The organism is Flavobacterium sp. LM5, assembly GCF_002017945.1.
Lineage (GTDB): Bacteria > Bacteroidota > Bacteroidia > Flavobacteriales > Flavobacteriaceae > Flavobacterium > Flavobacterium succinicans.
In genome coordinates, this window is sequence record NZ_MUFX01000001.1 from 1,882,760 (window position 1) to 1,909,759 (window position 27,000).

The following is a 27,000-nucleotide window of genomic DNA, read 5'->3' on the forward strand; positions in this document are numbered from 1 at the left end:
ATAGTTTTGCTAGGTTTTGAATGGGGATTTTAGTTTTCATCTAGAGAAAATGCCATCCATACCGGAATATGGTCCGAAATTTTTCTGGCTTCTTGTAAGGAACTAAACGCTTTATAAAAATGGATTACTCCACCTTCGATTTTTTTGACTTTTTTATGGTAAAATAGGTTGTCAAATTCAGAGGCCAATGCTGCTCCGTTTTTACTGTTTCTCTTTAAGGAGGTTTTTTGTCCTTTCAAAGCGGAGTCATAGCCCATTTTCTTCAAGGGCGTAAAAACAGTATGCGACTGCGGACAGTTGAAATCACCCAAAAACAGGAGGTTCAGTTTTGGGTATTGAGCAGGTAACAACTTAAAATATTTGATTTCCTTTTCGGGTTGTTTGCTTTTGGTAATGGCGTGAAAGTTCACGAGCGTAACTTCTTTTTGGTTGACGATAAAAGTAGCCAAATACGGTTCGCGGTCAATTTCGAGTTGGAATTTCGACTCCAACCACGCTTTTCCTTTCAGGCGAGCGCGATTCGTTTTCCATAAATAAGCATAGCGCTCCGTTTTGTAGGCACTGCTGCTGGTGGGGTTGCTAATGGAATAGTCCCATTTCGCTCCTTTTCGGTTCAATTCGTCTGCTAATTTAGCCACAGTTTGCGCACCTCCATCACCAGCTACGACTTCTTGCAGGGCTACGATATCGTAGTCCTTTAGGGTATTGGCAATAAACTCCAGTTCAGGATTCGATTTGGAACGGCCTAAGTTCTCGATATTCCAAGACAAAAGCCGAGTTTGAGCATAAAAGGAAGTACATAAAAGGAAAAGAAACAGGCTGTAGGTCTTGTTCATGAATGGAGGAATTTGGGTGCCAAAGATAAAGATTGTAAAAGAAACATCAGTCTTCCCAACCACAGAGCGAAAGACCAAAATTCTTTACTAATCATTAATGGACTCTCAACTCATAACAGCGGCCTTGTTGGTCTTTTCCTTTTAGCACGCCATACGCTACCCATTCCACCTCCACGGCAAGGGTATCTTGGTTGTTGTCGATGAGAATTCCAGCGCCATATTTTCCTTTGATATTGATCAAGCCGTTAATGGAATCTTTGGCCTCATTCCGCCCGTGTACTTGGTATTGGTACTCATAATGCCCAGAAGTTCCTGTGCGGTATTCGTAGTCATATACCGTGTCCCGATGGTATGTTTTTGCTTCCTCTGTCGTGAGGGTTTTGACATCATCTGGCGTGATTTTCTCTTGATAAAAAGATTGGACTTTAGGCGGTGTGGGTTCTTTTTGGCAGGAAAGGATGCACCCAATTAAAAGCAACAAAAGAAGGATTGGTCGGCGCATAGCTTTTTGTTTCTAAAGTAGAAGCCTTGCCTTCGAGTTCCTTACCGGAAACCACATAATGAATAAATAATAAAGACTATCTAATTTAGACAGTCTTTATTAATTAAAATTATATTTTTTTTGTAAAGTAGATTTTATGATAATTCTTCTTCTTTGCTAGCAAACAAAATTGACGCAATTACGGATAAAGCTAAAATACTACCAATGACTATTAATGAGTAAACAGATTCAATATGGTAGAATGGTGATATTATCATTTTAATTCCAATAAATGAAAGTATGAACGCTAAACCGTAAGTTAGTTTACTAAACAAATGAATAAAATTATCTAAAAGAAAAAACAATGCTCTCAAACCCAGTATCGCAAAGATATTTGATGTGTATAGTATAAAAGGGTCATTAGAGATTGCAAAAATTGCAGGTATTGAATCCACCGCAAAAAGTAAATCTGTAAACTCAATTACTGCGACAACAACTAACAAAGGAGTTGCTAATTTTTTACCATTTTCAATTGTAAAAAAATTATCACCATCATATTTATCACTTACACTAAAGAACCTTCTAATTAATTTTGCTCCTCTAGTATCATTATAATCTTCTTCATCATCATCATCTCCAGCTGACCAAGATTTAATTCCTGCATATACTAAAAATAATCCGAAAAGTGTCATAATTATGTTAATATCATATTTAAAACCTTGAATTCCTGCAAGACCTAATAGTTTGTTCAAATAAGTCAATTCAATTAAAAATGCACCTGAGAAAATAAAAATAGCTCTTAAGACTAGAGCTCCAATGATTCCCCAGAACAATACTTTATGTTTGTTTGAATTAGCCACATCAAAGAACTTAAACACTAAAATAAACACAAATAAATTGTCCACAGATAATGCCTTTTCTATCCAATAAGCCGATTGAAATTCATAAAACTTTGTTGAACCTGCATAGTAATATACCAACCCACTAAAAAGCATGGAAAGTGATATCCATACAAGTGACCATGTTATAGCCTCCTTATTTGAAACTTCGTGACTTTTTTTACTAAACACACCTAAGTCTAGCAAGAGCATTACGACTATTGAAATTGCAAAGGTTACTATTAACCATGGGTGTTCTGATACTATTGGATGATTGTTCATTTTTTTTGTTTATTTATTAAAGTTAATTTTTATTTATTTATTTATTTGCCATTGTTATAACTACTACTCGTCCGCCATCTTCTTTTGATAATAGAAGTTTTTTTCCGTCCGTTAATTCTAACATTGATCCGATTGGAATTTCTTTATCTTCGGTAATATCTTTTAATGAGGAGAGTTTTTGATTGACAAATACCCACTTATCATTATGAAAAGTAAAATAACCTACAGGAACCTTTTGTTCTGATGTAAGTTTTTCATTTCTGGCAATATTTCGATTAACATGCCATTGAAATAAGTATTGGTCGTTATAAACCATCAACCTATGATTCTCAGGTTTCCAAACGGTTTCCTGAAACTGATAGTATAAGTCTAAAACAGGAAGTGTACCCTTGTGAGCAGTACCACAAAAGGGACATTTTGGTGTATTAGTATTGTTAAAAACGTACCATTTTTGTTCACAGGAAAGGTTATGGCATTTCTGCATTAAATCGGTTGTTTTGAGTAGAGCAATTTCCCATTCTTCGGCAGTTGGTCTTTGCATCGGATTGTGTAATCCATCTATAAAGACTTTATCAAATAGGGTTTTTAAATATGGGCCGGTTATTGTATAAGGCAATTTATCAATATCTGCCCAAGGCAAATCCCATTTTGAAACCTGATTAAGTTTTGGTCGGTTCATTGGGTCTGTTGGATGCTCAATAAACATTGCCTTTTCTCCCATCGATAGCAAATCGTCTTTTTCTGTGTCTAAATCGTGTACTTTACCTCCTTTTAATGGATGTCTATGTAATAAAAACATATAGATTAAAACCGGCAGCGCATGTAAATCGGTTAATCGGTTTGGTAATTTTCTATTTGGGTCTGATTTGTCTAAATGTTTTGTCGAAAGTACTTCTGGAGCGATAAACTCGGCAGTTCCTATTACTTCTGCGGGAAACAATCCAGGTACGACTAATCCGTCCAAATCAATCATACAAGCTGATTTATTGATCGGATCAATCAAAACATTATTGTATGATAAATCAGAATGCGCTAATCCCATTGCATGCATTTTTTTTACACCACGAGACAAATTGACACAAACCTGAAAGTAACTTAGCCAATCACCTAGCTCTGATTTGGCCACACGAAGAGGAAAATGCGGGTTCCTAAATTTTGATCCTGCAAACCATTTTCCGTTTTTCTCTTTTCCTTGAATTAAATCACTGGTTTCGTATCCTTTTTTAAAGAAAAATTTAGAATCATAGATAGGAACAATAATTCCCGTTAATCCTCGATGTTCAATAACATCTGTCGGCCATCTGTACACCTCATTCAAATAATAATCACCAGCATCACCGTTTTGAATCTGAGTTAAATATTTATTGGTAATTCTTTGAAGTCTTTCTTTTTGATTAAAATCTAATTTATCCCGAAATATAGCAACAACATATTTTTTATCAGGACTAAAATAAACATCCTTTACACCACCACGCATGGGGTCACCATTATCTACAAATTGATAAGATTTTGAAGTGTCATTAATTGATTTTACTGAAATAGTAGTCATACTTAATAAATTATAGCAAGGGTTCTGTCATCATGATTTCCCGGGCTCCAAAAGTCCATCCATGTCGAAAGTTGCTCATTAACATCGAGATTATTTTTATCAAAATCTACTTTGATTTCTTCTTCATTTTTTCCTTTTAAATCTTCTAGGAATTCATTCCATTTATCTATTTTTTCTAAATTGGCTTCAACGACAAATTTAGGATCGTAAATTCCGTCTGTCATTAGCATTAAATAAGAGAAATCGTCAATAAGTTTAAAACCGAATCGGGAAGAAAATTTATCATTCTGAAAAATTTCTGGCATGGTAATAAAACGCGTTCCGCCGCCATAATCGCCAACATCGAGCCAGTTCATTAATTTGATTTCTGTGAGATTCTTATTTAACAATCCGATTGGACAATCACCAACTCCAAACGTTAGAATGGCATATCCAAATTCATACTTTTTGACCAAAGCAAAAATTAAAGTGGCATGAAAATACTTCAGCTCTGTTTCGTTTTTTATCGCAAATTCTTCAATTTGCTGATGTGCAAAATGTGCTGCTTTAGAAAGATTCTGATATACAAAATGACTTATTTTTTTTGATGTTTCATCAGTTGCTTTTGCATGATGTTCAACCAAAACCTGATCAAATTCTTTTAAGCTTTCTACGTTTAAATTCTCTTCAAAATAATGAATAACAGACTCACAAGCTATTTTTGACCCTTTTCTTGATAATTTTGCGGAACCTGCACCATCGGAGACGGCCAAAATACTCCAACCAATTTCTTCAAGATTTTTAAACGCAAAATCATCTTCCCGAAAAGAACCTACATTAGCATGACTTCTTCCTCTTTTTGAAGCTACTACAATGCTTTTATCTAAAAAATTAGAGGTAACAGCTACGTTATCCGCTTTCCAATAAGGATCATTTTTATCACTTTCCAGGTTTTTCCACAACGATTTTGGATCAGGATTTATAATTAGTGTTATTGTTTTTTCATTTAAAACCGAATCTTCCGCCTCGTTTTCGATTCTAAATAAAATCTTTATTTTTAAATCACCGCTTATTTGAGGAATTCCAAAAAGTAATTCATCGGTCTCATTAAACTCAAGTCCTGTATTTTCTAAGCCTTTCATTTCAAAGAAAATAAAATCATTCCAACCCAAAGTATTGAAATCAATTTTTGCTTGATATTTTTTATTTACCGTACCATTTGGTATCGATACAGTCTGCATCAAAATATCATCAATTCTGTTTTTCAATATCCAATTTTGCATGATCATTTTTTGGTTTTCCTGAATTATTTGTACTGCATTGATATTCTTTTCATTCGCAATAAATGCATCAAAAAGAGCTGTTTTACCTGAAGGAATGTCAATTTTCTTTTGAGATAAAAAAGACTGAATATATCTCTTAGTCTCTTCCATGAATTATCCTTGTGTTCTGTTTACGTCAAATCCACCTTCACCATAACCATAGCTCCCCTGATTATTACACCACGGGCACGTACTTATATTTTCATCACCTATGCAATGTATTTTACCACAGACGCAAACCGCAAAAGCAATTTGATTGCCACAGCACGGACAAGTGGGGGCGCCAATTAGTTCTTCTGTGTTCACTTTATTGTTGAAATTTCCTGAATCGGCCAATTCAAAATACGAATTGTCAACCTGATAAGCGCCAACTAATTTGTAATTTTTAGACGATAATTCAATACCAGCATAAATAGACTCTGCAATTGTCTTACGGTATTTCATTAAATAGGGTCTTTTAGTATTTTGACATTTCCCGTTCAAAACCACAAAATTGTCATCTACATATTGACGATTGGGTTCAACTTTGGTTAAATCTATTTTCGAAAGGGTTTCTCCGTCTAATTTTGCTAATTCAAAACCACTTGAATTATTTTCGACGCTAATACTGCTAGTTTTTATGGAATCTGTTACCCATTTAAAAAACTCTTTGTATGATTGAACATTTGTGTTTTTAAAATGCAAAACATTCTCTGTAAGCTCGCCTAATAATTTTGTATCTGTTTCACTTCCGAAAGAGATTGCAATTAAATTAGCGGTTCTTTGCCAGTTTCGTTTCCATTCGTTTATTACTGCCTGACTGTCATCTGTAGGAACTCCGTCTGTAAATAAGAAAACAATAGGTTTCCAATCTCCTTTTACCTCATACGTTGTTTTAACGATATTAGTTCTTAATTCATACATTAAATGTCCTAAGCCTTTGCTTAAAGAGGTTCCGCTGCCAATTGGGAATTTTGGTGGATAAAAGCTCACGATTTCTTGCAAAGGGACAAGGGTTTTAGGTTGTCCAGCAAATACTATAATCGAAACAAAAACGGTTTCCAGCGCATGAGGATCTGTTTTTAAAGCCTGAATGATAGTAGCTAATCCTTCTTCAACCTGCTGAATTGGTTCTCCAACCATTGACTCCGAAATATCGATCAGAAAATATATGGGTAATCTTCTCATTTTAAAGGAAATTTAATAACATTAAAAAAATAATTAAAAGCAAAACCTGTGTCATATCAACAGCTAAACCAACTCCAACCTGAAAAGGTTGTATTATTGTTTTTAGGGAATTGAATATTGGAGAGAAAACACTATTGAAAAAATCAAAAATGCTTCGGTATTGTGGATTTAATTTGTCTTTGTACGGCAATAATGTGGAATACATGAACAGACCTACAATCAAAATCTGAATAAAAATTTTTATAATATGCATTAGGAAACAGCTTTTAATAATTCGTTTGCAATTTCTTTAAAGACCAGTTTCTCATTAGTATTTTTAGTTTTATGACCATAAACTGAAACACCATTATTTACTTCCATGATATTGATAGAGAAAGAAGTTCCGTAGCATTTATTCCCACCTTTGAATGGAATATCATGCATCACTTTTAGGTAAGAGCAATTTTTACGTATAATGACATCTATAATTTCGAAATCGTTTTGTAGATAATTATTTTTCAGATTTTTCTCTATGTCTTTAATCAAAAAATCATTAATCTCAGCAGTTTGATTGCATACCGTCAAATTATCGATATCCATGGTTTCTAATTTTTGATCAGAACTTAAAACCATATTTTCAACCTCATTTTCTTTTCCTTCGTAATAGGCCTCGTCAATAGCTGTAGCTACATTAATCAGCACTTTTGCAAATGTAAATATCATATCAATCCTATTTTAGATTAAATCACTACCGTTATTTCACTTGGCGGAGGCGGTAATGTTACGCTTTCTCCCGTTCCCTGACTCTTATTCCCTTGTTCTATCGTTTCTGAAACCCATTTAAAAAATTGTTTTAAAGTTGAACTATCAGCAGATGCTAAATGCACAACATTATCGCTTAATTCTTTTAAAATTTCATCGTTAGCCATATGTCCAGCGGCACAGCCTACCACTGCACCAAAACTCATATTGCGTATTTCCTGTGTTTTTTGTCTGTAAAGCTGAATGTCTGATGGTTTTCCGTCTGTAAAAACAAATAGCAAGGGTTTCCAATCACCTTTTTGAGTTTCAGACCCTTTAATAACCTCTTTATTTACTTTTTGAATAACAAAATCAAGCCCTGCTCCAGTATTGGTAGGACCACTTTGTGGACAAGTAATTTCAGGCAGTTGAAAGTTTACCAGTTCGGTTAAGGGAACAATTTCTTTTACTTCACGATCATAGGTTATGATACTGATCCATAATGAATCTAAGGCCTGAGCGTCTGAACGTAGTGTGTTGATCATACCGCTTAGTGCGTTATTCAATGCTTGGATGGGTTCACCATACATAGAACCCGAAGTATCTAATAAAAAATATACTGGTAGTCTTCTCATATTACTTTTAAAAATGTTATAACAATGAAATTACTTAACTTTCAAATGCGTTTTAGAATTTGAAAGACATGCTTGTCTTAGCATAACATCCTTAAAAAGATGTAATACTCAAAAGTGTATTTAATTTAAACGGCAATATAAACTCCGCCTTCTCAAAACTTAAACTACTATGTTTAATTCTGATGGTGGCGGAGGTAATTCTTTTAAATTTGTAAATTCTTTTCCTGAATCTTCAACTTTTGTTGAAGTTACACCAATGGAAGCGGTTACCCATTGAAAAAACTTTCCTATGCTGGCACTATCAGCTGTGTTAAGACTTACTACGTTATCCGTAATTCGTTTCAAAATAGCGGTATCAACACTACCTCCTGCTGCGCACGCAACTGTATAAGCCGTTGTTGCTTTCTTAAATTCATTTAGACCACTTTCCCAATTATCCGTTGGTATTCCGTCAGTCATTATAAATACCAATGGTTTCCAGTCGCCTTTTTGTTCTGTAGTTGTTTTAGCAACTTCGGTTTCTATTTTATGAGTCAATAATCTTAATGCTTCTCCCAATGCAGTTACGCCAGTTGCTTTAAGGTCGACCATTTGAAAAGAGGCCAAATCGGTTAACGGAATAATTTGCTGCGCTGTTGTATCGAAGGTAATTACGCTTAAAAAAGCAGTTTCTATGGCCTGAGGATTTTGTCTCAATGCACTAATCATCATTTGAACACCATTTTTAACGGCTTCGATAGGTTCGCCAGTCATTGAACCAGATGTATCTAATACTAAGTAAACAGGCAGTCTTCTCATGGTTATGTTTTTTATACAGGAATATTATAAGTTGGTGTTTCAGTAGTATTGCCTGCCAGATTAGAGCTTTCAACACCATTAATATTATATGTATTTGTGTTTGCTTCAGGGTCATGCTGAGTTAAGTGACTCATAACCTCCGGAGTTAAATCTTTACCTCCTACAATATGATGGTAAGCAGAGCCTATTGTGTAAATTGGTCCCCATGGGATTCCCCACCAGCCCACAATTAAATTCAGAAAAACGTAACCATATGAATATTTAAATGTATTTTCTTCAGCTTTAATGAAATAAATATCTGAACTTCTTTTTAAAGTCATTAATATGAATGATACGGTATATGGAAATACAACAAATTTAGCTCCCTGTTGAACCATGTCTCTTATTTGTGAAACTCTTAGTCCTTCGATGTTTTTGATTTCCATTATAGGTAAGATTTAACAATTTTATGAATAGTCTGCCCTAAAAATGTATCATCTGTTGGATCACCAATTGCACTGAATTTCCATTCGCCATTACGCTTGTACAATTTACCCATGATAATTGAACGTTTGTTTACATACTGTGCTTCTGCAGAAACATTATACGAAGCAAATTCTGAAACTACTCTTGTTGGGGTTCCTTCATACATTCTGATTTTTGCATATGGAATTTGAGAGAAGTCTTCTTTTCCTGCATTATTTAAAAAGAAAAATATCTGATTTACTTTGGCATCAACTTTTGAAAGGTCTACGGTAATAATTTCATTATCTAAACCGTCGTCACCACCTGTATCACCTGCAAGGTCATCACCGGTGTGTTTTAGTGCTCCATCAACACTTACTAATTTGCCTTTTGGTAAACCAAACTGCTGTAATACTTCTACTCTGTATAGAGGGGAATACAAATGATCGCAAAGTTTATTTTGGTCATCAATAAGTATGCAACTAAGATCTAAGTCTACTTCTGTTACGTTTTTTGATAATCCAAAAAATCCTTTTGTTTCAATTGCACCCCAGTTTACACCGACGCAAAAATTGGTTAATGTTTCACCAGTTGATTTTCGCAAATCAATTTTTTGTCCTTTGGTTAAGTTAATTGCCATACTTTTTAATTGGTTTTAAATTAATTATATTTATTCAAATAATCTTGTAAGCCACCTTTCATTCCTATTCCAACTGCTTCAAATTTCCACTCGTTGTTTCTTTTATAAATTCTTCCAAATTCTACTGCGGTTTCAATAGAAAAATCTTCGTCAAGCTCGTATTTTACCAATTCAGTGTTTGTCTGATCCAGAATTCTGATAAATGAATTTCTGATCTGTCCAAAATTTTGTCTTTTTGTGTCTGCCTGATGAATGGTTACTACAAAAGAAATTTCATGTACCTCTGGAGAGATTATGGATAAATCAATTTGGATTTTTTCATCATCTCCGTCACCATCACCAGTTAAATTATCTCCTGTATGCGTTACCGCGCCATCAGGTGATTTTAAATTGTTATAATAAACAAAATGGTTGTCATTGGGAATTTTTCCGTTTGCACCAACTAAAAACACTGAAGCATCCACATCAAAACTTGATCCCGTGTTGCTTGAATTACTATCCCATCCAAGACCTACAGTAAATTTTGGTGCATCAATACTTTGTCTTTGTCCTTTTTCTAAATTAATTGCCATTTTATATCTTTAATTAATATTTATATTCAACATTGTTTTTAAAATATTGGTTTGTTCATCAATATTTTGAAGTTCTTCCAGAAAATCTACTGATGAAATTTTTTCATGATATTCTTTTAATACTTCCAAAACATTTTCAGGCAGAGTTGTTTTGATGACACTAAGTTCTCTCTTCAGATCTGCATTTTTATTGTTCAAATCTCTTATGATTTCTTCTTTTGCGGAACCATTTCTTGAAACATCAATATCTTTTACGTCTTCTTCATTCAAAAAATAAAATGATTTTTCATTGGCTACAAAAACAAATTTATCGTTAGAATCCCTAAACTCGTAGATTTCAATTATTTCATTATTACAAACCAGTCCGCATGAAAACTTAATTTTAAAATTCAGGATATTCAAACGCCCAAGAAGCTTTTTTTCAAATCTGGCGCATGTGTTTTCATATACGCTTTTATTTTGTTGCGAAAGTCTTTCGTACTGTTCAATAGTTATTTCCCTATAATATTCGGACTGAATACTCTGAGAAAAAGTCATTATGTCATTCCAATTAAAAAAAACATCTTTTTCAGAAACAAATAGCTGATAGAGCTCTTCTATTTTTCTGGACATATTCTGAGCATGCAGTTGCATTTGTTTCGCAAATTTGCTATCAACTATTTCCAGTTTCAATTTTGATAAAATATCTTCATTAATATATATTTCATCACTTATTAAAACATGTTGTTGTTCTTTTGATTTTTTGATTTTTTGAAACAAATCAATAAGACTACTTGTAAATTGAATATGAAAGAGTTCTAATTTATTACTATCTAATATTCTGTTTTTTTCAAAAAGGGCATGTATGATTTTTGTCCTTACCAAAATCCCGACAAGATCCTTGTGGTTAAAGAAATTGGATAACAATTCTAAAACCACAAGTTTTCTGTTACTGTCTTTTATTATTTGAAGATATCTCTCTTCTTCTTCCTCCCGCATTTATCTAATTTCCAATATTCAAATTTTGTAATCTCTAACTTACAACGCCTTTCTTTAATTCTTGTTCCAGGCTTTGTAAACCAGCGTCAAGCTGTCTTCTGGTTTCTGTTCCTTGCTCGTGAATTTGTTTTACTTCTGTCAAAGTATCGATCAAAGATTTTGTTGTCATTTTCAGCGTTTCCAAAGAAACAATAGTGTTTTCGTTTTCTCTGGCAACTTCAATACTATTTTGTTTTAGCATTTCAGCATTCTTTTGCAAAATCGTATTGGTTGTTTCAGATACTTTTCTTTGAATTTCAATGTTTTGTTTTTGTCTTTGAAGTGCCACTGCCAATGTTAATTGGTTTTTCCAAACCGGCATTGTTGTAGTAAGGATAGATTGAGCTTTCTCTGCAATTGAAGTATTATTATTTTGCACAACTCTAATTTGAGCTAAAGACTGTAGCATGATAAAACGCACAATTTTCATATCGGCAAGACGTTTGTCTAATCTATTAATGAACGTCCTTTTGTCCGAAATTTGATAATCCTGATACTGTGCACTATTGCCTTCCATTACAGCAAGTTCTTCGTTTAATTCCTTAAAGCGAATCTGACCTGCAATGATGTGTTTTTCCATTTCTTTAATAAGACCAACGTTACCGTCAAACATGGTTTGAAGTGCACTGTTATCTTTTACGGAATTGATCATTCCAGCTTTCACTTTGTTACTGATTTTGTCAATATTTACAGTGATCTTATCGTATTGCTGAAATAGTTTTTTTACGTCAACAACCAATTTATTTAGCAATGGGATTTTAGACAAAAATCTTTTTAACGGACCTTGATCCAGCTGATCAACATCTACATAATTCAATTCAGTTAGTAGATCGTTAATCAACGTTCCTACTTCTCCAGAGTTATATGTTCTAACATTAGTTAAGAAAGTATCACTTTGTTTTGCGATTGAATTTTGAATTTCTGCTCCGTAATTCAGAATCGAATTGGCATCATTTTCATTTAACTGATTCGAAATAGATTTGTAATTATTTGCATCAGCTTCTGTGATAGCAGTTAAATTTACGTTTCCATCTTTATCAATCAAAGCGCTATTTTCCTGAGTAACTAATTGATTTTGCTCCATTTTTTATAAATGATTTTGTTGAATTGTAACGATAGTCTGTTCTAATTTTTTGTCATTTGTTGGTACTCCAACTGCACTAAATTTCCATTCGTCATTTCTTTTATAAAACACTCCTAAAACCATAGAAACGTTGCCTGCAAAAGTAGCATCGTTTGCTATATCAAAACGTGCAAATTCTTGGCTAACTTTAGTAGGTGTTCCTTCGTAAATACGGATAGAAGCAAACGGAATATCTTTAAAATCCTGTCCTCTAAAACTGTTTATAAAAAAAGCGACATGGCTTGCTGCAGGTGTTAATTGTGAAAAATCTAAAGTGATAACTTCATTGTCAAGACCATCGTCTCCATTTAAGTCTCCTGTTAAATCATCACCGCTGTGTTTAATAGCACGATCATTTGAAATTAATTTTCTGAAGTTAACAGAATCGATATGATTTTTTTTATCGTCGTAAACGGCGCAGCTTGCATCTAAATCTACTGCTTCTTTTTTGGTTCCAAAAAAACCTTTTTTCTCAATTGCTCCCCAATTTACGCCCACACAAATGTTTTGTAATTTGGTTCCATTACTTTTTTCAAGATTTATGCGCTGTCCTTTTTCTAAGTTAATTGCCATATTTTTAGTTATATTTGTTTAAGTAATCTTCTAATCCGCCTTTCATTCCAACTCCAATAGCTTCAAATTTCCATTGTCCGTCTTTATTGTAAATTCTTCCAAATTCTACAGCGGTTTCAATAGAAAAATCTTCTTCAAGTTCATATTTCACCATTTCAGTATTGTTGCTGTCATCAACAATTCTTATAAATGAATTTCGAACTTGTCCAAAATTTTGTTTTCTGTTTATTGCATCATGAATAGTAACCACAATACAAATTTCTTTTACTGCTGGGTTTATTTTTGTTAAATCAATTTTTACTTGTTCATCATCTCCATCTCCATCACCCGTTAAGTTATCTCCTGTGTGAATTACTGATTCGTCTGGAGATTTTAAGTTATTATAAAAAACAAAATGAGAATCAGATAAAATTTTTCTGTTATCTCCTAATATAAAAACAGAAGCATCAAGGTCAAAGCTTGAGCCCGTACTACTATTATTAGTATCCCATCCTAAACCAATTGTAAATTTTGGGGCATTTATATTTTCGCGTTGCCCTTTTTGTAAGTTGATAGCCATAATTTTAATCTATTTTTATTACATTAATATTTGTTTTGTATTCTAATATCTGGTGATAGTTATTGCTTATAGCCAAATGAAATAATTCATCACTTTTTTTGGAAGAAATGCTATTGATTAAAAAATCGAACTCATCTTCATTTAAACTCAAAATAAATTTCACTATTCTGGTATTGTATTGAAAGTTTTCACTATTTATTATCGAGATGATATCTTCAACATTTTTAATATCAAAGTAGTTATAATGATTTTCAATATTAGGATGGATGTCTTTATTGACCAATTCTGCGAAGTAAACAAAAATAAAATCTCCGTTTACATCATATTGATTCAATATCTTATTTACTGTATGCTCATGGCTTCCGGTTATTTTAATATCATCTACAAAAATGCAGAGTTTATTATTAATGAAATTTCTATCAATATAATAAGTATCATTAGATATTAAATTTACCCTTTCATTAAAATCTAAATTTCCATAATCGGTAACGTAAGTTTGATTACGATAGATTTTTGATTCAATACTAGCTTTTTTACCATTCCTAAATAAAAAGCTGTTTAATTCTTTTTTAAAGTAGTAGCATAAAAAGTTTGAAGCAGTTGGTATTGACAAATAGGGACTTGGCAAAATGACAATTTCCTCCTTTGAAAGCAGTAATTCTCTAAAATGATCTATAAATCCTGAAAATAGTTCTTTGGCAAATTTTTCCGCATAGAATTTATCGCCAAATTTAAATCGGCTGTATTCATTTTCTTTAAATGGACAATTATCTTTGTCAATAATTTTATGTAGGCTGTAACGTTTATTCACTTTTAATTTTTTAATAGATGTGCATCAAATCCAAAATTGATTGCGCCATTATAATCAGCAATGCTATTATCTCCAATGTGTAACACTTCGTTTTTTTGTATTTTTTTTGATTCTTTTATCTTATCAAAAACCAATTGAAAAATTTCTTTATTGGGTTTTGAAAATCCAACTTCGTCTGAATAAATTTGAAAGGAAATAAAATTTGATAATTCATAATGAGAAATCAGTTTCCTTAAACTTTTCCCTTTTATGAATCCTGTATTGCTTAATATGTTGATTGATTTTCCTTGTTTTACAATCTTTTCAAATTGAAATTTAATGTCTGGAAAAATCAATTCTGGTTTATTATTAAAAAATAAAACTTCTGTTTCATCATAAAATAATGCTAACCTTTCTAAGCTATTTGATTCTAAATTCACATCGAGAGAGCCCAATATTAAGTAATAGATTTCATAAGTACTTAAATTAGATCCTGTTTTTTCGTTGATAGTATTACAAAGAACATCATAATGTCTGATTGTTTCAGATACTTTTTCGATGGTTGCATTAATTTCAAAAAAATCTTTAAACAACTGATTTCTTTTTTGTTTAAATTCAGGGTTAGATCGTATTAATGTTAGCCATAAATCAAATGAAAAATGGTTGTAATTTGTATAATTTAATTTCAAAATTTATTGTTAAAAGGGTTCTAGATGTTTTAGTTTTGGGTACTGAATATTAGTTTTTTAAAGTATTATTTTATTATTTTTCCAGAAAAATATTTTTCCAGAAAAAATCCTAAATCTGCTTTATATCCAATTCCTGAAGCTTCAAATCTCCACTGATTATTTCGTTTGTAAAGCCTTCCGAATTCAACTCCCGTTTCAATCGAAAAGTCTTCGTCTAATTCATATTTGGCAATTTCTTGCCCATTTGCATCATCTACAATTCTAATATACGAATTTCTAACCTGACCAAAATTTTGTTTTCTTCTCTCAAAATCTTCAATAGTAACTACAAAAAGAATTTCTTGGACATTTGAATCAATTTTGCTTAAGTCTACTTTTATTGCCTCGTCATCATCCCCGTCGCTGTTACCACCAGTTGGGTCATCTCCGGTATGCTCTAGTGCACCGTCAGGAGAATTTAAATTATTGTAAAAAACAAAGTAATTCTCATCTAGAAGTTTACGATCAGCGTTAATCATAATTGCTGAGGCATCTAAATCAAATTCATGACCTGTTCCTTCATTTGGATCCCAGCCTAATCCTACAGAAATTCTGGACAGACCAATATCGATTTTTTGTCCTTTTTGTAAATTTATTGCCATTTATTTTAAATTTTATTCTACTTAATGGAGTAGTCAAATATAATTACTTTCGGACAAAAATAGCAATCGTTTTGAAAATTATTTCAACAATATTGTTTCATTTTCTGCTATTGCCTAATTTTTTATGAATTATTTATTTTAAGAAAATAATGACAACTTGTTTTAATTTTTTACTAGAAGCTTCTTCAACTTTGTATAACAAAATAACATTCCCGAATACTCTATAATCAATTGATTTTCCTTCGTCATCAAAAGTAATTTTTATAAAAAAATCAAATAGTTGTCTCTTACAGTTGCATTTTCAACTATAGTATTTATGATAGAGTTTCCTAATAAAGTGTCTAGTTTAGAAAATGCATTTTCAGAACCTGTTTGGTTGTCTTTTAAAGATTTTTGATAGTAAACCCTATACGTTTCTTTAACTTTTTCTTTGTTTTCTTTTTGACTATGCTTTGTAAAAATTACAATCAATAAAATTTTATAAAAGCAAGAAGTACGATTTGTTTCGTTTTCATAGTAAAATAGTGTTTTAGTTATTCTCAACTTCATACAACCCCGCCGTTTCCAATAACTCTTTTTCAAACAAATAGATGTCATCGACAGTTTGGATAGATTGGCGGATTTCGCTTTTGTCTGTATTGAAAAGCCCAAGGTATTTTTTGCTACCGTTGAGGTGCAAGCGGCATAAGGGTTTGCGGTTGTTGTCGTCGAGGAGAATGCCAAAATACGATTGGGTGTCTCGGTATACGATGCGTTGGGTGGGGAGTTTGCGGCGGAGAATAGCAACGACTATGCGGTAGCCTTCCAGTTCTTCTTCACTAGTGACTACTTTGGATTCTTCAACTTCTTCGATTTGGTCTTTTTCTTGAATAATGACCTCTTTGTTCAAGGCAAAATGGAGGCGTTCGTTGATTTTTTCGCCTATCAATTGTCCGTAAGCTTTTTGAACCAGTTCTGTAAATTCGTCCATTACTTTTTCGGTCAAGCGACCGCTGTATAGTTTGGAAGCAAACAACCGTACAAATTCAGGAGAAGGATTTTGAATCTCTAGATCAATTTGTCTTCGGATTTCTTTGATGTATTTCAAAGAACTGGCATTGTCTAGAATTTTGTTGACATCAAAACTGGATTTGTGGAATTTGGCAATTTCATTGATGGCACTATCTTTCAACGAGCAAATGTCAAATTCAAAAAAGGGTTTTTGGTCCATTTTGTTTTTTTCATCCAAATCGGTAAAAAATTGATAGTGTATGCCATTGGTGAGCAAAGCAAAACGTGTTTTCGAGACATGGAAATATCGAAACAGTTGGGAGTTATGAACACTTAGGTTTTCTTTCCAATTCTTGCATTCAATAATCAATATTGGTTCGTCGTTCTGAATAATGGCATAATCTACTTTTTCGCCTTTTTTAAGCCCTAAATCAGCGGTGAATTCAGGAACAACTTCGGTTGGATTAAAGGTGTCATATCCCAAAAGCGTAATAAAAGGGAGTACAAAAGCATGCTTGGTCGATTCTTCAGTTTCAATCTTATCTTTTAGTAAATTAATTTTGTCAGCTAATGATTTTAGTGCCACTTGTAATTCCATAGTTGTTTTGTATCAGGTTAATATCATCCAAACCTACCGCTATCCAAAATCAATTCCTTACGGTTTCCCTCATTATGCAAAAAAAAAGTGATTTAGAGTGCTGTTAAGGCTGCTTTGCCTTTTCCTCTTCTGTGAGAACTATTGCTTTTAAGGGATGTTGAGTTGTGAGTTTGGAACGCTTTAGTTACGGGCAATTGGGTATAGTAGCGAAAACCATATGGTGTTTTTGGTAGAGGAGTGGATAAACTATCTGCATCCATTGGAGTGAAGAAAGCTTGTGTAATTTTTCCTTTGGCACAGACCATAGCAAAATAAAACAACAAGAAACAAACTAACGTTTTGGTAGAATAAGAAGGTGTCATAGCGGTTCTGGCTTAGCATTATTTTTGAACAGAATCAAAAGTAAGGGGCTATGCAACGACTTCCTTACGGGAAACCGTAAAGGAGTTGATTTTTTTAGCACTGTAGTGGAATGGCAAAGAGGCTCTCTCTTTTTAAATCAAGCCTAAATCTTTGGTAATCGATACCAAGTGAGTTGTATTGAGCGCTTTGAAGTAGATTTTGAGTTTGCTGATGCGTTTTTCGATGGTACTTTTGCTATTTGGCGTAATACCCGCTTGTTTCAAAACGGATTCCATCGCCTCTTGAGAGACACCTTGTGAGAGATACTCCAGCAATTGGATATCATAATCATCAATTTCATTGACCAATTTATCCTGAAAAATATACTGCAAATCTGCAGGTAAATAGGGAGCGTCATGACTAGCCACTGCTTCTACGGCTTTGCGTAACTCAATCATGGTGTTGCGTCCTTTCATCACAAAACCATTAATGCCCAAATGGTCAAACAAGGATTTGATGCGATAGGATTTGTCTTCTATAGAAAAAGCAATGATTTTGATTTCGGGGAACAATCCCTTTACGGCTTCGATTAAGGCTTCACCCGAGGTGAGTTGGTTCGCACGATGGTCGGCTTTGAAAGACAAATCGGTAATCAATAAATCATAAGGCGCATGATCTAAATAGGCTTTTTTGAGTTTAAGCAAGGCATCATCGCAGTATTTGGCAGAGTCTATTTGAGGAACAGCCAAAGCTTCTAGCACACTCACTGCTGCTACATCATTGAAATCAATATCATCTACGATCAACACTTTTTGAAACATACTTGGTTTATTTAGGAAACGTTAGTTTGATTTTAAGCCCTTTTGAACTTGATGTGTCAAAAATAATACTTCCGCCAATAGCGTGAATACGGTTTTCCACATTCTGAAGGCCATTTTTTGAAGGAATAGGATGGGACATACCGATACCATTGTCCGAATAATGAACGAGTAAGGCTTTGGCATTCATTTCAAATCGCAAAACCACAAAGGAACCTTGACTGTGCTTTTTCATGTTGACCAAGAGTTCTTGCAATACCCGATACAGCGCAATTTTTTGCTCTTCTGCTATTTTGTCCCAAGGAATAGTACTAATATCTTTTACGATGACTTGTATTTGAGAAGACGAAAAGCCCGAAAGCATTTCTTTTAGTGCCATTTCGTAGGAAGCACCAGTACCGATGGCACTATTCTCTCTGGAGATATTGCGTGTTCGAGTGTAAATTTTATCCAAATTATCCAATAGCGTTTCTTTTTGAATAGGGTTGTGCAAGTCTTGAGTCTCGGCAAAGGCAATGGTTTGATAGACATCATTGGCCAACTCGTCGTGCAGTTTTTTGGCAATGCGAGTTTCGCTCTCATAAATAGCGGCTTGTTTTTCTTTCTTGCTTTTATTTTTCTGATAGAAATACAAGAGCACCACAGCGATTAGTACTAACAACAGTGTAAAAAACAGTAAATAATTGTTGAATCGTTGTTGGGCTAGGGCCAAGGCATTTTCTGCTTTTTCCGCTTTTAATTGTAAATTCTCATTGCGCTCTTGGGTCGCATCGTATTTGATTTTGGCAAACTGATTTTTAGCGATTTGCTTGACTTTGCTAATACTGTCATTGAGTTGCAGGTAGCGTTTAGTGTATTGGCGAAGTTGTGAAGGACTACTAACTTCCATCAAGAGTGCCAAGGCGGACAAACGATCTTCAGTACTTTGGATGGCAGTAGCTTTAGCATACGATTGTTGGGCATAGGTAAAGGCCAGTTGGGGATTAGCCTTTTGATAGTATTTTGCCAAATTACTATAACTGCTAATCAAGCCATAATCAAATTGCAGTTGTTGATGAATGGCTAGCGCTTTCTTTAAATAAGCACTACTTCTGGAGTCTTGGATTTTAAAATAACAAAAGCCCAAATTGTCCAAAACTCTGGCTTGATGCTCCAGATTGTTTGAACCGATTGGAGATTCGTAAAGAGCAGTTAATAACGGAGTGGCTTGCTTATAGCGGTGTTGTTCCATATACACCACAGCGATGTTGTTCTGAATGACTGCTTTTTGTAGCGGTGTATCAGCTAAAGCCCTTGCTTTTTGATAATACCGAATGGCATTGGTGTAATCAAATAAGTTTTTGTAATTAATACCCAAAGTGTTGTAAATCGCCACTTTGTATTGGGCTTCGGTGTTTGGTTTGAAATATGAAATTGCTTCAGTAGCAGTGGCTTCGCTACCAATAAAATCGCCTTGGGTTTGCTGTATCGCTGCCATTTTGAGCAAAACATAAACAATTTTATCCCCCTCAGTTTTGGTACTACTTTGACTTCGAATTTGATTGTAGTAATAGTAAGCACTGTCGTAAACGCCCTTGGCATAAAAATCTTCTGCTTGGGTAATGTATTGATGATAAGCGCTAACTCTAGTTGCCTCGTTTATAGCAGGAGTTTTGCGAGTACAAGAAAAGAAAAAACAACCCAAAAAGGTTATAGAAATAAAAAACGGGAAATGTATTTTTTGAAAAATCATTTCCCGAAAATATCAAATTAATTCCAATTAATGGAGTAGCATCTTTTATTTTTTTGGAGGAGTGGTTGGAGTTTGTCCACTTGAATTGCCGCCTAGACCATCATCGGCAAGGATTGAAGTGGTTGCAGAGGGCTTACTGGGTTCTATTTCATCATTGGTACAAGAAACAAAGGCCATAACAGCCAATAAAAAACACGAAAGGATAACTATTCTTTTCATTAGATTTGATTTAAAAATTAGACATAAGAAGGGCGGTTCGATTATGAAATCGAAGGTTTGTGGTTAAGGTGTGTATCCTTAAAAGCCCTATGAATTATACTTTTTTTGGAAGTGAAGTGTGCTAAAACAGTTGATCAAGAATTTATACTTCCCGGATAAATCGAACCCACTGTTTAGTCACACTTTTTTATGAACTAGTTTTGTACATTTGTTCGTATCGCGAAATAGAACAAGAACTAATTCTGTAGCAAAGGAATGGTGTTTCTAGGTGCTAATACTAAGGCGATTCCGATAATTCCAGTAATTCCGTTGAGGTCTACTAATTCTAATACAATCCGTTGGTGTTTATGAGTACAATTACTTTTGAAGAATATAAAGAGGGGATAAAAGCGCAATTTCAAGCGATAAAAAGAGTGGGAATTTATGGTAGCGGTGACTTGTCCAATGTAACACCTGCACAACTGAGAGATTTGTGTTTGAGGAAGGCAGAAAATCAGTTGAATCCAAAAGACGAAATGGTTTTTAGGTATTTTTTTAATGCAAAAGAGGGGGAGAAATTGAGTAGAGCCATAGAGAATTATGGTATAGGAAAATTAAAATCGGTAATTTCCTTTTTAAAAGGAGAGAAGAATTCAGAAAATAGAAACAGAATAGAATTGGCCGCCATTTTGGTGGATTTTAATCCAAGACCTTTTCATAGTTACTTTTCAAATGAAGGAAAGGAGTTAAAAATAGGTGAGGAGTCTTTACAAGAAATAAAAGAAACGTCTAATGAAGAGCGTATTGCTTTTGTTGCAGTAAGTGAGAAAGAGATAAAAAGCGAGCAAAATAAATCAATACTAGAGCGTTATAAAAAGCAATTGGCAACAGGCGCCGTGTTGTGCAGTATGGGAATTGGTTTGGTTAGTTTGCTGCCTAAAAAAGAATGCATGCAATGGAATACCAATCATTATGAAGTTGTAGACTGCACTAGTAAAAGTAGCGGTTTTATGGATTCCCGTATTCCAATAAATAATGAAAGACTAGGTTTGAAAAAACTTGAACCAAAGACGATAAAAACTTATTTTAAAAATGGTCAACCAAGCGTTTGGTATGCTAAAATTGAAGGGAAGATTGAACTTTTTAATCAGCCAGGTTTGCATCCCACTACAGGAAAAACCTTAAAACCGATAACGCAATACATTATTAATAAATATCTAAGGGATTGAAAATTGTAGTGTCTCACTAACTGTGTAAGTTGAATATTTATTCTGGAATTTTGTGATTCATAATTACTTAATTTATCATAAATCGTCTTTTTTAGCAAGATGTTCACTTTCTTTCTCTCTTGTTATCATTGAGCTTAGAAGAATTTAGGTGACCCTGAATTTGAGAAATTTCAGGTATCCGATTGTACTACCAAAATTTTGCGATTTACTATATAATTTGAGTTGTAATCCAAAACAAAAAAGCCTGTAAATCCAACGATTTACAAGCTTTTGCTCTGATTTGAAATTGTAAAAGTGGACTGGGTGGGACTACAATCGAACACTTAATACCGATATTGACATTTTTTGAGAGCTTAAAATTATGAGTTAATTGCTTTATTTTTTATCACTTGAATTTTTGGAAGCTTTGACGTTGGCATAATCAAGTGTATGTATTTTATTGTACCGATTTAAAACCGTATTTGACCATTAAAATTTATACTCTTTCTGGCTTTTTTTGCTTTTGTGGATACAAGAAGAAAGTGTTCAGTTTTCATTGGGAGGTATGGCATTTACAAAAGTAAATGTTGGTACTTGCGATTCCACTTTTGTGCCAGTTTTCAAGTAAGTCTTTCTTCAATCAAATCTTTCCAAATTATAAATCCTTTTCTTTCTTCTGAATAATCGTGAAGTATGCGGCTGAAATTCTCGTGTGGATTTACAATAAATACTTGTCTCCCATTGTTTCTAATGATGTTAAGGTAATTGTCAACTTGTTTTAATTTGTCAGGAAGTGCCCGTTTGTTATTGTCGAAATGCCAAATATATGTGGCTTCTTCGGTGTTCAGCGTTTCTAAAATAATGTGAAACCCTTCTTTTCCGGCTAAAAGAAAAACAAACGAAAAAGGATTAAGGACAAATCGAATTTTAAGAATAGTCCTTTCGTGACGGTCGGCTAAATATTGTAAGTGCTTTTGGTGTTTGTAGTTTTTATTCTGTAAAAAATCATTTAATAATTCATCCCCAGAATCATATAGTTTGCAATTAGTTTCATTTTGTAATTGATTAATATCAAGCAAATTTTCTTGACTAACTGCATTTGCTTTGCCTAAGAAAGTCTTCGTTATAAATTTAAACTTGACTCCTTCAATCAATTCTCTACTGATCTTTTTTAGATCGTTGGATAGTGCCAATTGAGAAATTAGTTTGCTGTTATCAAATTCAGCATAAATAGAAACAACGATATTTTTAATTTTGAGTGTCTTTGAAAAATAGGGTTTCAAAACTTCAAACTCTGGTCTGATTTCGAGATTTTCAATATCAAATTCAAGTTCTGTTTTCATTTCAGGCACATTGTATTTAAAAGCAATGCTTCCGTAGCGAAATTCAAGTTTCTCAAATGCAATCTTTATTTTCTGATTAATGATAAAAGTGTTTTTTGAAACAGCAATTTCCTCTTCGGGTTCATCAAACAAGGTGGCTAGTTTATCTATTTTTCTATAATAGGTATTTCTCTTCAGAAACATTTTGTTTAAGTAATCAATCTTGATGTCCCGATAATCATAAATAGTTGGAGCGATTTCCGATCGTTGGACTCTACCGATGTATTGAATCAATTTGCCTTCAAAAGAAAATGGGTAAACAAGAAACAGACAATTGGTGTTTTGCAGATCAGTTCCTTCACCAAAGAATTGTCCAGTGGTGATTAGTACTTGATAATTCCCTTCTTTTAGTAATTTCCATTTTGAGTTTTTGGCACTTTCAGAATCTTCTCCACTTAAAGTGATTACTTCATAAGATTGTTTTAAATATTGATTTAGCGAGTCAATATGTTCTTTACGTTCTGTAATAATAACGACTTTTTTGTCAGATTTCAATTCATTAATCACATCTTCAAGAATTGATTTGTTTCGAGTAGAATCGTGAACTAGAATTTTTGATAAAGTTTCAAATTTGTCTGTTTTTGAGTTGAATGGCACATCAAGTTCAGTGTTTCGAATGATAATTTTTGGCCTTTTAGATGTGCTTATTTCATTTGATTTTATTTCAGCAATTACTTCACCTAAATGAATAAAAATAAGTTTACTGTCATTGTATTTTCGAAATGGGGTTGCAGTTAATCCATACAAATAAAAGGTTTGTAATTTTGAAATTGCATTTCTGAATGTTTCTGCAGGAATATGGTGGCACTCATCTACAATGATAGTCCCAAAGGCATTCAAAATTTTTTCGTTATCAGGTTTCTCCAACTCTTTTGATAAACTCTGAATCATAGCAACCGTTATTTGCTTACCGATTTTGGTTTTGCCTTGACCTATTTTTCCAATTTCTTTTTTTGGAATTCCAAGAAAAGTTTCAATTCTTTCAATCCATTGGTCGGCAATTTGTTTGCGATGAGTGATGATTAATGCAGGTTGTTTTTTCTCCGCAATAATTTTTAGCCCGACTATAGTTTTTCCTGAACCCGGCGGTGCCACAACAATTCCTAAATCTTTCTTTCCAATCGCATCAATCACTATTTGCTGATGTTCTAGGAGTTGTGTGTTGAATAAAAAAGAAATCTCTTTTAATTTTTTCCTTTCATCCTTGAAATCATATTCAATTTTACTTTCTCTACAAAATCGAATTACTTTACCAATAAAACCTCGTGGAATAATTACTTCGTTTTCCTTTTCTTCAATCAGTTTAAAATATCGTTCTGTTCCAAAAGTATTTTTCCCCATTTTCTTTTTTATTAAAATTTCGGTGTTCAGAAAATTCAATTCTTCTTTTAGAAAATTTATTAGTGGGGTTGAAATGGCAGAGCGATTGATTTTTACAACATTTTCTAATCTTATCGTTAATTTTTCATTGTATAATTTTGGTATAATCGAAGCAGGAATATTTTGTAGTGTATTATGAATTTGGTATAATTCATCCAATTTTATTGTCGAAATTTTTTGAATATTCTTTATAAAATTCCATTGATTTGGAATAGGTTCTAGGCTTTCCATATCAATAAAACAACTGTTTCCATGTTCATAAGTTTTCTTATACAACGGAAGTGCTATCAAATTTCCAAATCCTTTTCCAGAAAGAAAATCTTGATTGGGAAACATTCTATCAAAACTGGAACTCTTGTCAAATAAAGAAAAAACTCCAGTTTGCTCCAAAATTGATATAAATAGCCGTCTGCTTTTTATCGCTGGATAAGGTTGTTCAAAAAATATCCAAACGTGCCCGCCTTTACCCGAACGAGAGCGTTCCAAATAGGCAGGGATTTCTTTTTCATTACAAGCATTTATAAACTTTTTGCAATCACCAACCCAATCAACTTTGTCAAAATCGGCAACAATAAACCACGAAGTATTGTCTTTGAGTAAAGGATAAACGCCAATATGTTGTTCGCCGTTAAGGTGTTTTTCAATTTCCTTTTCTGTAAAAGGCAAATATTCTTTATCTACATAATTTTGAAAATTTCCACCATTCATTTTATGAACTCGATACCGATATGGGTCATAAAAATAGGCTGGCATATAGCCACTTTTACTCCCTTTTTCCCAACGAACTGCAAATACATCTTCTCTAGCTGTAAAAACAGATTTGAATAGTTGGACTTTATTCATCTCGGCTGATGTTGACATAATTTTAATTGTTCAAATGGTCTATTCTTTAAAGAAATTGCAAGTGAATTAGAATGCTAGATTTAAAGACTATTTTATATGTGTTGGATATAGTATGTTTTGCAATTTATCAAATGCTACTTTGTGTTTTTGAGTAGGCATTTTTTCAAGATTTATCATTTTCCAAAGTACTGAAGGAAGGTTAGTAATTACGGTAACATTTTCCATTTCCAGTAAATTCCAATCAGGAGTTTTGTTTTTGAATGACAAAAGAAATTTCTTTTCATTATCTGTCATCTGAGAATTGATTTGATGAATTAGATTTTCTCTAGCTTCTTCTAATTGTTCTAATGGAACATCTATTTCAGCCATTTGTTTAAACTCTGTTTCGTAAATTTCACTAATATCTTTTCGATTTGGCGCTAATAGTTCTGACATTGGTCTTTGATGACTTATTAGAAATATTAAGAATGTTTTTCGTAAATTATCCGTTAGCCCTTCATTTTCGAGAAGAAATTTTACATCAAATAAATCTCTTGGATGTTGTCTGTCTAAAGCAGCACATAATTTACCAGCATATAAATCTGGAAGTGATGCTATTTGCATTTCTACATATCCAAACTCTCTTTCGACTTCTTCAACAACCTCCATTCTTACTTCTGGAAAAACAGTCCCTCTAATTACTGGAGATAATTCTACTTTAATACGTACTTCTCCTTGACTTACAATTAAGCGTAGTGCATCGCTTTGGTCGTGTGCATCTTGTACTTTACTTCCCGGTATTTTTTGCCGTATCAGTTTGCTTATTCTTGATAAAGCTGCTTTAATATTTATCAATGCTGTTTCTCGATCATCCATTGGTATGTATAGTAAATCGATATCAACCGAAAGTCGAGGAAGTGTTCTGTAAAATAAATTGATTGCAGTTCCTCCTTTTAGTGCAAAACATTTTTCGGTATCCACTAACGGTAAAACACGAACTAAAAGTTGTACTTGTCTGCGGTATATATTGTTTGCGTCTATATCCATTTTGGAACTGTTATTTTATATTTATTATCTAATTTTCCGCCTTTTATTATCATTCTGTTTCCAGAACCGAATGTTATGTTTTCTCGATTTATTTTACCCAACCAAACATAATTTTGACGGTCTGCAAACCAAAAGAAAAGCCGTTTTACTTTCACATTTTGACAGCATTCCAGCGTTTTTTGAAGATTTCTAGGCGACAATGTTGTTAGCCCTTGCATTAATTGATCAGCGTGTTCAAAAGTTGTTTTTTGTGGTACGTCTAACAATACTTCGAGATACGCTCTTTCTGGCGAAGATAGGATTAGTTTTCTATTATCATTATCCCACTCTCTCTCTACTGTAAAAGATTGTAATTGTTTGTTTTCTTCTGAATTTTTAGCAAATAAACTATTGGTAGTATGTCTAACAAATTTTACATTCAAATCTAAATTTGTAACCCATTCAGGCAGTACATCATTTCCAAACAAATGCACTATTTTATTTTCGGATAATGATAAGTAATGAGATAATCCCTGCATTTCAAGTGCTGTTAAACCACCTACAACAAAATCTGTTTTCAATATTGACTGCAAGGAGAAAACTACTGACTGCCAAGATATTTTACTAGCATTTCTAACATAAACCCCTTTACTTATGGAATCCAGTTGGTTACTTTTTACCAAATTGTCTATTGCGTGACGGGTTAAATTATTTTCCATAAGCCACTTATGAGTAGTTACTAAACCCTCGGGCATTATTTCGTATAACTCTTTTCTTCGTATTACATTTACAGCCATAATTTAAAAGTT

The 27,000-nt window shown here is 33.3% G+C and carries 30 protein-coding genes; 1 reads left to right on the forward strand and 29 read right to left on the reverse strand.

Translation table 11 applies throughout. From position 1 onward, the window contains the following. Positions 1-29 precede the first annotated feature (29 nt). The 26 genes from BXU11_RS08005 to BXU11_RS17840 all read right to left on the reverse strand — a co-directional run bounded on the left by BXU11_RS08005 (position 30) and on the right by BXU11_RS17840 (position 20,394). The gene (locus BXU11_RS08005; RefSeq protein ID WP_078211862.1) at positions 30-836 is read right to left on the reverse strand and encodes an endonuclease/exonuclease/phosphatase family protein; all 807 of its coding nucleotides are present in this window, start codon (positions 834-836) and stop codon (positions 30-32) included. 94 nt (positions 837-930) lie between these two features. Next, positions 931-1,338 carry a hypothetical protein gene (locus BXU11_RS08010; RefSeq protein WP_078211864.1) on the reverse strand — a complete coding sequence of 136 codons (408 nt, stop codon included), beginning with the start codon at positions 1,336-1,338 and terminating at the stop codon, positions 931-933. 134 nt (positions 1,339-1,472) lie between these two features. Next, positions 1,473-2,477 (reverse strand): TerC/Alx family metal homeostasis membrane protein, encoded by a 1,005-nt coding sequence (locus BXU11_RS08015; protein ID WP_078211866.1) that lies wholly within the window; start codon positions 2,475-2,477, stop codon positions 1,473-1,475. A gap of 37 nt (positions 2,478-2,514) precedes the next feature. Then, the gene (locus BXU11_RS08020) at positions 2,515-4,026 is read right to left on the reverse strand and encodes a helix-hairpin-helix domain-containing protein (protein WP_078211868.1); all 1,512 of its coding nucleotides are present in this window, start codon (positions 4,024-4,026) and stop codon (positions 2,515-2,517) included. Positions 4,027-4,028: 2 nt separating this feature from the next. Continuing rightward, positions 4,029-5,438, reverse strand: a complete 1,410-nt coding sequence (locus BXU11_RS08025) for a PP2C family serine/threonine-protein phosphatase (RefSeq protein WP_078211870.1) — start codon at positions 5,436-5,438, stop codon at positions 4,029-4,031. A gap of 3 nt (positions 5,439-5,441) precedes the next feature. Continuing rightward, positions 5,442-6,494: a TerY-C metal binding domain-containing protein gene (locus BXU11_RS08030; protein ID WP_078211872.1), complete on the reverse strand. Its 1,053-nt coding sequence runs from the start codon at positions 6,492-6,494 to the stop codon at positions 5,442-5,444. A 1-nt stretch (position 6,495) separates the two neighbouring features. Next, entirely contained in the window at positions 6,496-6,747 is a 252-nt protein-coding gene (locus tag BXU11_RS08035) for a hypothetical protein (protein WP_078211874.1), read from the reverse strand. Continuing rightward, positions 6,747-7,196 (reverse strand): hypothetical protein, encoded by a 450-nt coding sequence (locus tag BXU11_RS08040; protein WP_078211876.1) that lies wholly within the window; start codon positions 7,194-7,196, stop codon positions 6,747-6,749. Before BXU11_RS08040 ends, BXU11_RS08035 begins: the two co-directional genes overlap by 1 nt. Before the next feature lie 17 nt (positions 7,197-7,213). Then, the gene (locus BXU11_RS08045; RefSeq protein ID WP_078211878.1) at positions 7,214-7,849 is read right to left on the reverse strand and encodes a VWA domain-containing protein; all 636 of its coding nucleotides are present in this window, start codon (positions 7,847-7,849) and stop codon (positions 7,214-7,216) included. Positions 7,850-8,008: 159 nt separating this feature from the next. After that, complete coding sequence (locus BXU11_RS08050) at positions 8,009-8,647, reverse strand: VWA domain-containing protein (protein WP_078211880.1); 639 nt, start codon at positions 8,645-8,647, stop codon at positions 8,009-8,011. A gap of 11 nt (positions 8,648-8,658) precedes the next feature. Next, on the reverse strand, positions 8,659-9,072 hold the full coding sequence (locus BXU11_RS08055) for a hypothetical protein (protein WP_078211882.1): 414 nt from the start codon (positions 9,070-9,072) through the stop codon (positions 8,659-8,661). Continuing rightward, on the reverse strand, positions 9,072-9,731 hold the full coding sequence (locus tag BXU11_RS08060) for a TerD family protein (RefSeq protein ID WP_078211884.1): 660 nt from the start codon (positions 9,729-9,731) through the stop codon (positions 9,072-9,074). Before BXU11_RS08060 ends, BXU11_RS08055 begins: the two co-directional genes overlap by 1 nt. 20 nt (positions 9,732-9,751) lie before the next feature. Beyond that, positions 9,752-10,303 carry a TerD family protein gene (locus BXU11_RS08065; RefSeq protein WP_078211886.1) on the reverse strand — a complete coding sequence of 184 codons (552 nt, stop codon included), beginning with the start codon at positions 10,301-10,303 and terminating at the stop codon, positions 9,752-9,754. A 9-nt stretch (positions 10,304-10,312) separates the two neighbouring features. Further along, complete coding sequence (locus BXU11_RS08070; RefSeq protein ID WP_078211888.1) at positions 10,313-11,281, reverse strand: hypothetical protein; 969 nt, start codon at positions 11,279-11,281, stop codon at positions 10,313-10,315. Positions 11,282-11,315: 34 nt separating this feature from the next. Continuing rightward, on the reverse strand, positions 11,316-12,404 hold the full coding sequence (locus BXU11_RS08075; protein WP_078211890.1) for a toxic anion resistance protein: 1,089 nt from the start codon (positions 12,402-12,404) through the stop codon (positions 11,316-11,318). Positions 12,405-12,407: 3 nt separating this feature from the next. Beyond that, positions 12,408-13,016, reverse strand: a complete 609-nt coding sequence (locus tag BXU11_RS08080) for a TerD family protein (protein WP_078211892.1) — start codon at positions 13,014-13,016, stop codon at positions 12,408-12,410. A gap of 4 nt (positions 13,017-13,020) precedes the next feature. Further along, complete coding sequence (locus BXU11_RS08085; RefSeq protein WP_078211894.1) at positions 13,021-13,575, reverse strand: TerD family protein; 555 nt, start codon at positions 13,573-13,575, stop codon at positions 13,021-13,023. Positions 13,576-13,579: 4 nt separating this feature from the next. Continuing rightward, positions 13,580-14,386, reverse strand: coding sequence for a phosphoribosyltransferase family protein (locus tag BXU11_RS08090; protein WP_078211896.1), 807 nt, complete (start codon positions 14,384-14,386; stop codon positions 13,580-13,582). Between the two features lie 2 nt (positions 14,387-14,388). Beyond that, a complete protein-coding gene (locus BXU11_RS08095) occupies positions 14,389-15,054 on the reverse strand; it encodes an HAD family hydrolase (protein ID WP_078211898.1) in 666 nt (221 codons plus the stop codon). A 65-nt stretch (positions 15,055-15,119) separates the two neighbouring features. After that, positions 15,120-15,695 carry a TerD family protein gene (locus BXU11_RS08100; protein WP_078211900.1) on the reverse strand — a complete coding sequence of 192 codons (576 nt, stop codon included), beginning with the start codon at positions 15,693-15,695 and terminating at the stop codon, positions 15,120-15,122. Between the two features lie 261 nt (positions 15,696-15,956). Further along, positions 15,957-16,244: a hypothetical protein gene (locus BXU11_RS08105; protein ID WP_078211902.1), complete on the reverse strand. Its 288-nt coding sequence runs from the start codon at positions 16,242-16,244 to the stop codon at positions 15,957-15,959. Beyond that, entirely contained in the window at positions 16,225-17,283 is a 1,059-nt protein-coding gene (locus tag BXU11_RS08110; RefSeq protein ID WP_078211904.1) for a type I restriction endonuclease, read from the reverse strand. Before BXU11_RS08110 ends, BXU11_RS08105 begins: the two co-directional genes overlap by 20 nt. A 92-nt stretch (positions 17,284-17,375) precedes the next feature. Continuing rightward, on the reverse strand, positions 17,376-17,645 hold the full coding sequence (locus BXU11_RS08115) for a hypothetical protein (RefSeq protein WP_078211906.1): 270 nt from the start codon (positions 17,643-17,645) through the stop codon (positions 17,376-17,378). A 132-nt stretch (positions 17,646-17,777) separates the two neighbouring features. After that, positions 17,778-18,446 (reverse strand): response regulator transcription factor, encoded by a 669-nt coding sequence (locus BXU11_RS08120; protein ID WP_078211908.1) that lies wholly within the window; start codon positions 18,444-18,446, stop codon positions 17,778-17,780. 7 nt (positions 18,447-18,453) lie between these two features. Next, positions 18,454-20,175: a tetratricopeptide repeat protein gene (locus tag BXU11_RS08125; RefSeq protein ID WP_078211910.1), complete on the reverse strand. Its 1,722-nt coding sequence runs from the start codon at positions 20,173-20,175 to the stop codon at positions 18,454-18,456. A gap of 45 nt (positions 20,176-20,220) precedes the next feature. Beyond that, entirely contained in the window at positions 20,221-20,394 is a 174-nt protein-coding gene (locus BXU11_RS17840) for a hypothetical protein (protein WP_189318515.1), read from the reverse strand. Positions 20,395-20,741: 347 nt separating this feature from the next. Between BXU11_RS17840 and BXU11_RS08130 the strand changes: the two genes are divergently transcribed. After that, positions 20,742-21,602 carry a hypothetical protein gene (locus tag BXU11_RS08130; protein ID WP_078211912.1) on the forward strand — a complete coding sequence of 287 codons (861 nt, stop codon included), beginning with the start codon at positions 20,742-20,744 and terminating at the stop codon, positions 21,600-21,602. Positions 21,603-22,201: 599 nt separating this feature from the next. On the opposite strand, the gene BXU11_RS08135 is transcribed toward BXU11_RS08130, so the two are convergent. The 3 genes from BXU11_RS08135 to BXU11_RS08145 form a co-directional block, all read right to left on the reverse strand. Further along, entirely contained in the window at positions 22,202-25,204 is a 3,003-nt protein-coding gene (locus BXU11_RS08135) for a DEAD/DEAH box helicase (protein WP_223253697.1), read from the reverse strand. Positions 25,205-25,273: 69 nt separating this feature from the next. Beyond that, entirely contained in the window at positions 25,274-26,212 is a 939-nt protein-coding gene (locus tag BXU11_RS08140) for a nucleotidyl transferase AbiEii/AbiGii toxin family protein (RefSeq protein ID WP_078211914.1), read from the reverse strand. Then, positions 26,203-26,988 carry a type IV toxin-antitoxin system AbiEi family antitoxin gene (locus BXU11_RS08145; protein ID WP_024981656.1) on the reverse strand — a complete coding sequence of 262 codons (786 nt, stop codon included), beginning with the start codon at positions 26,986-26,988 and terminating at the stop codon, positions 26,203-26,205. The genes BXU11_RS08140 and BXU11_RS08145 overlap by 10 nt, the downstream gene beginning before the upstream one ends. Positions 26,989-27,000: the final 12 nt, after the last annotated feature.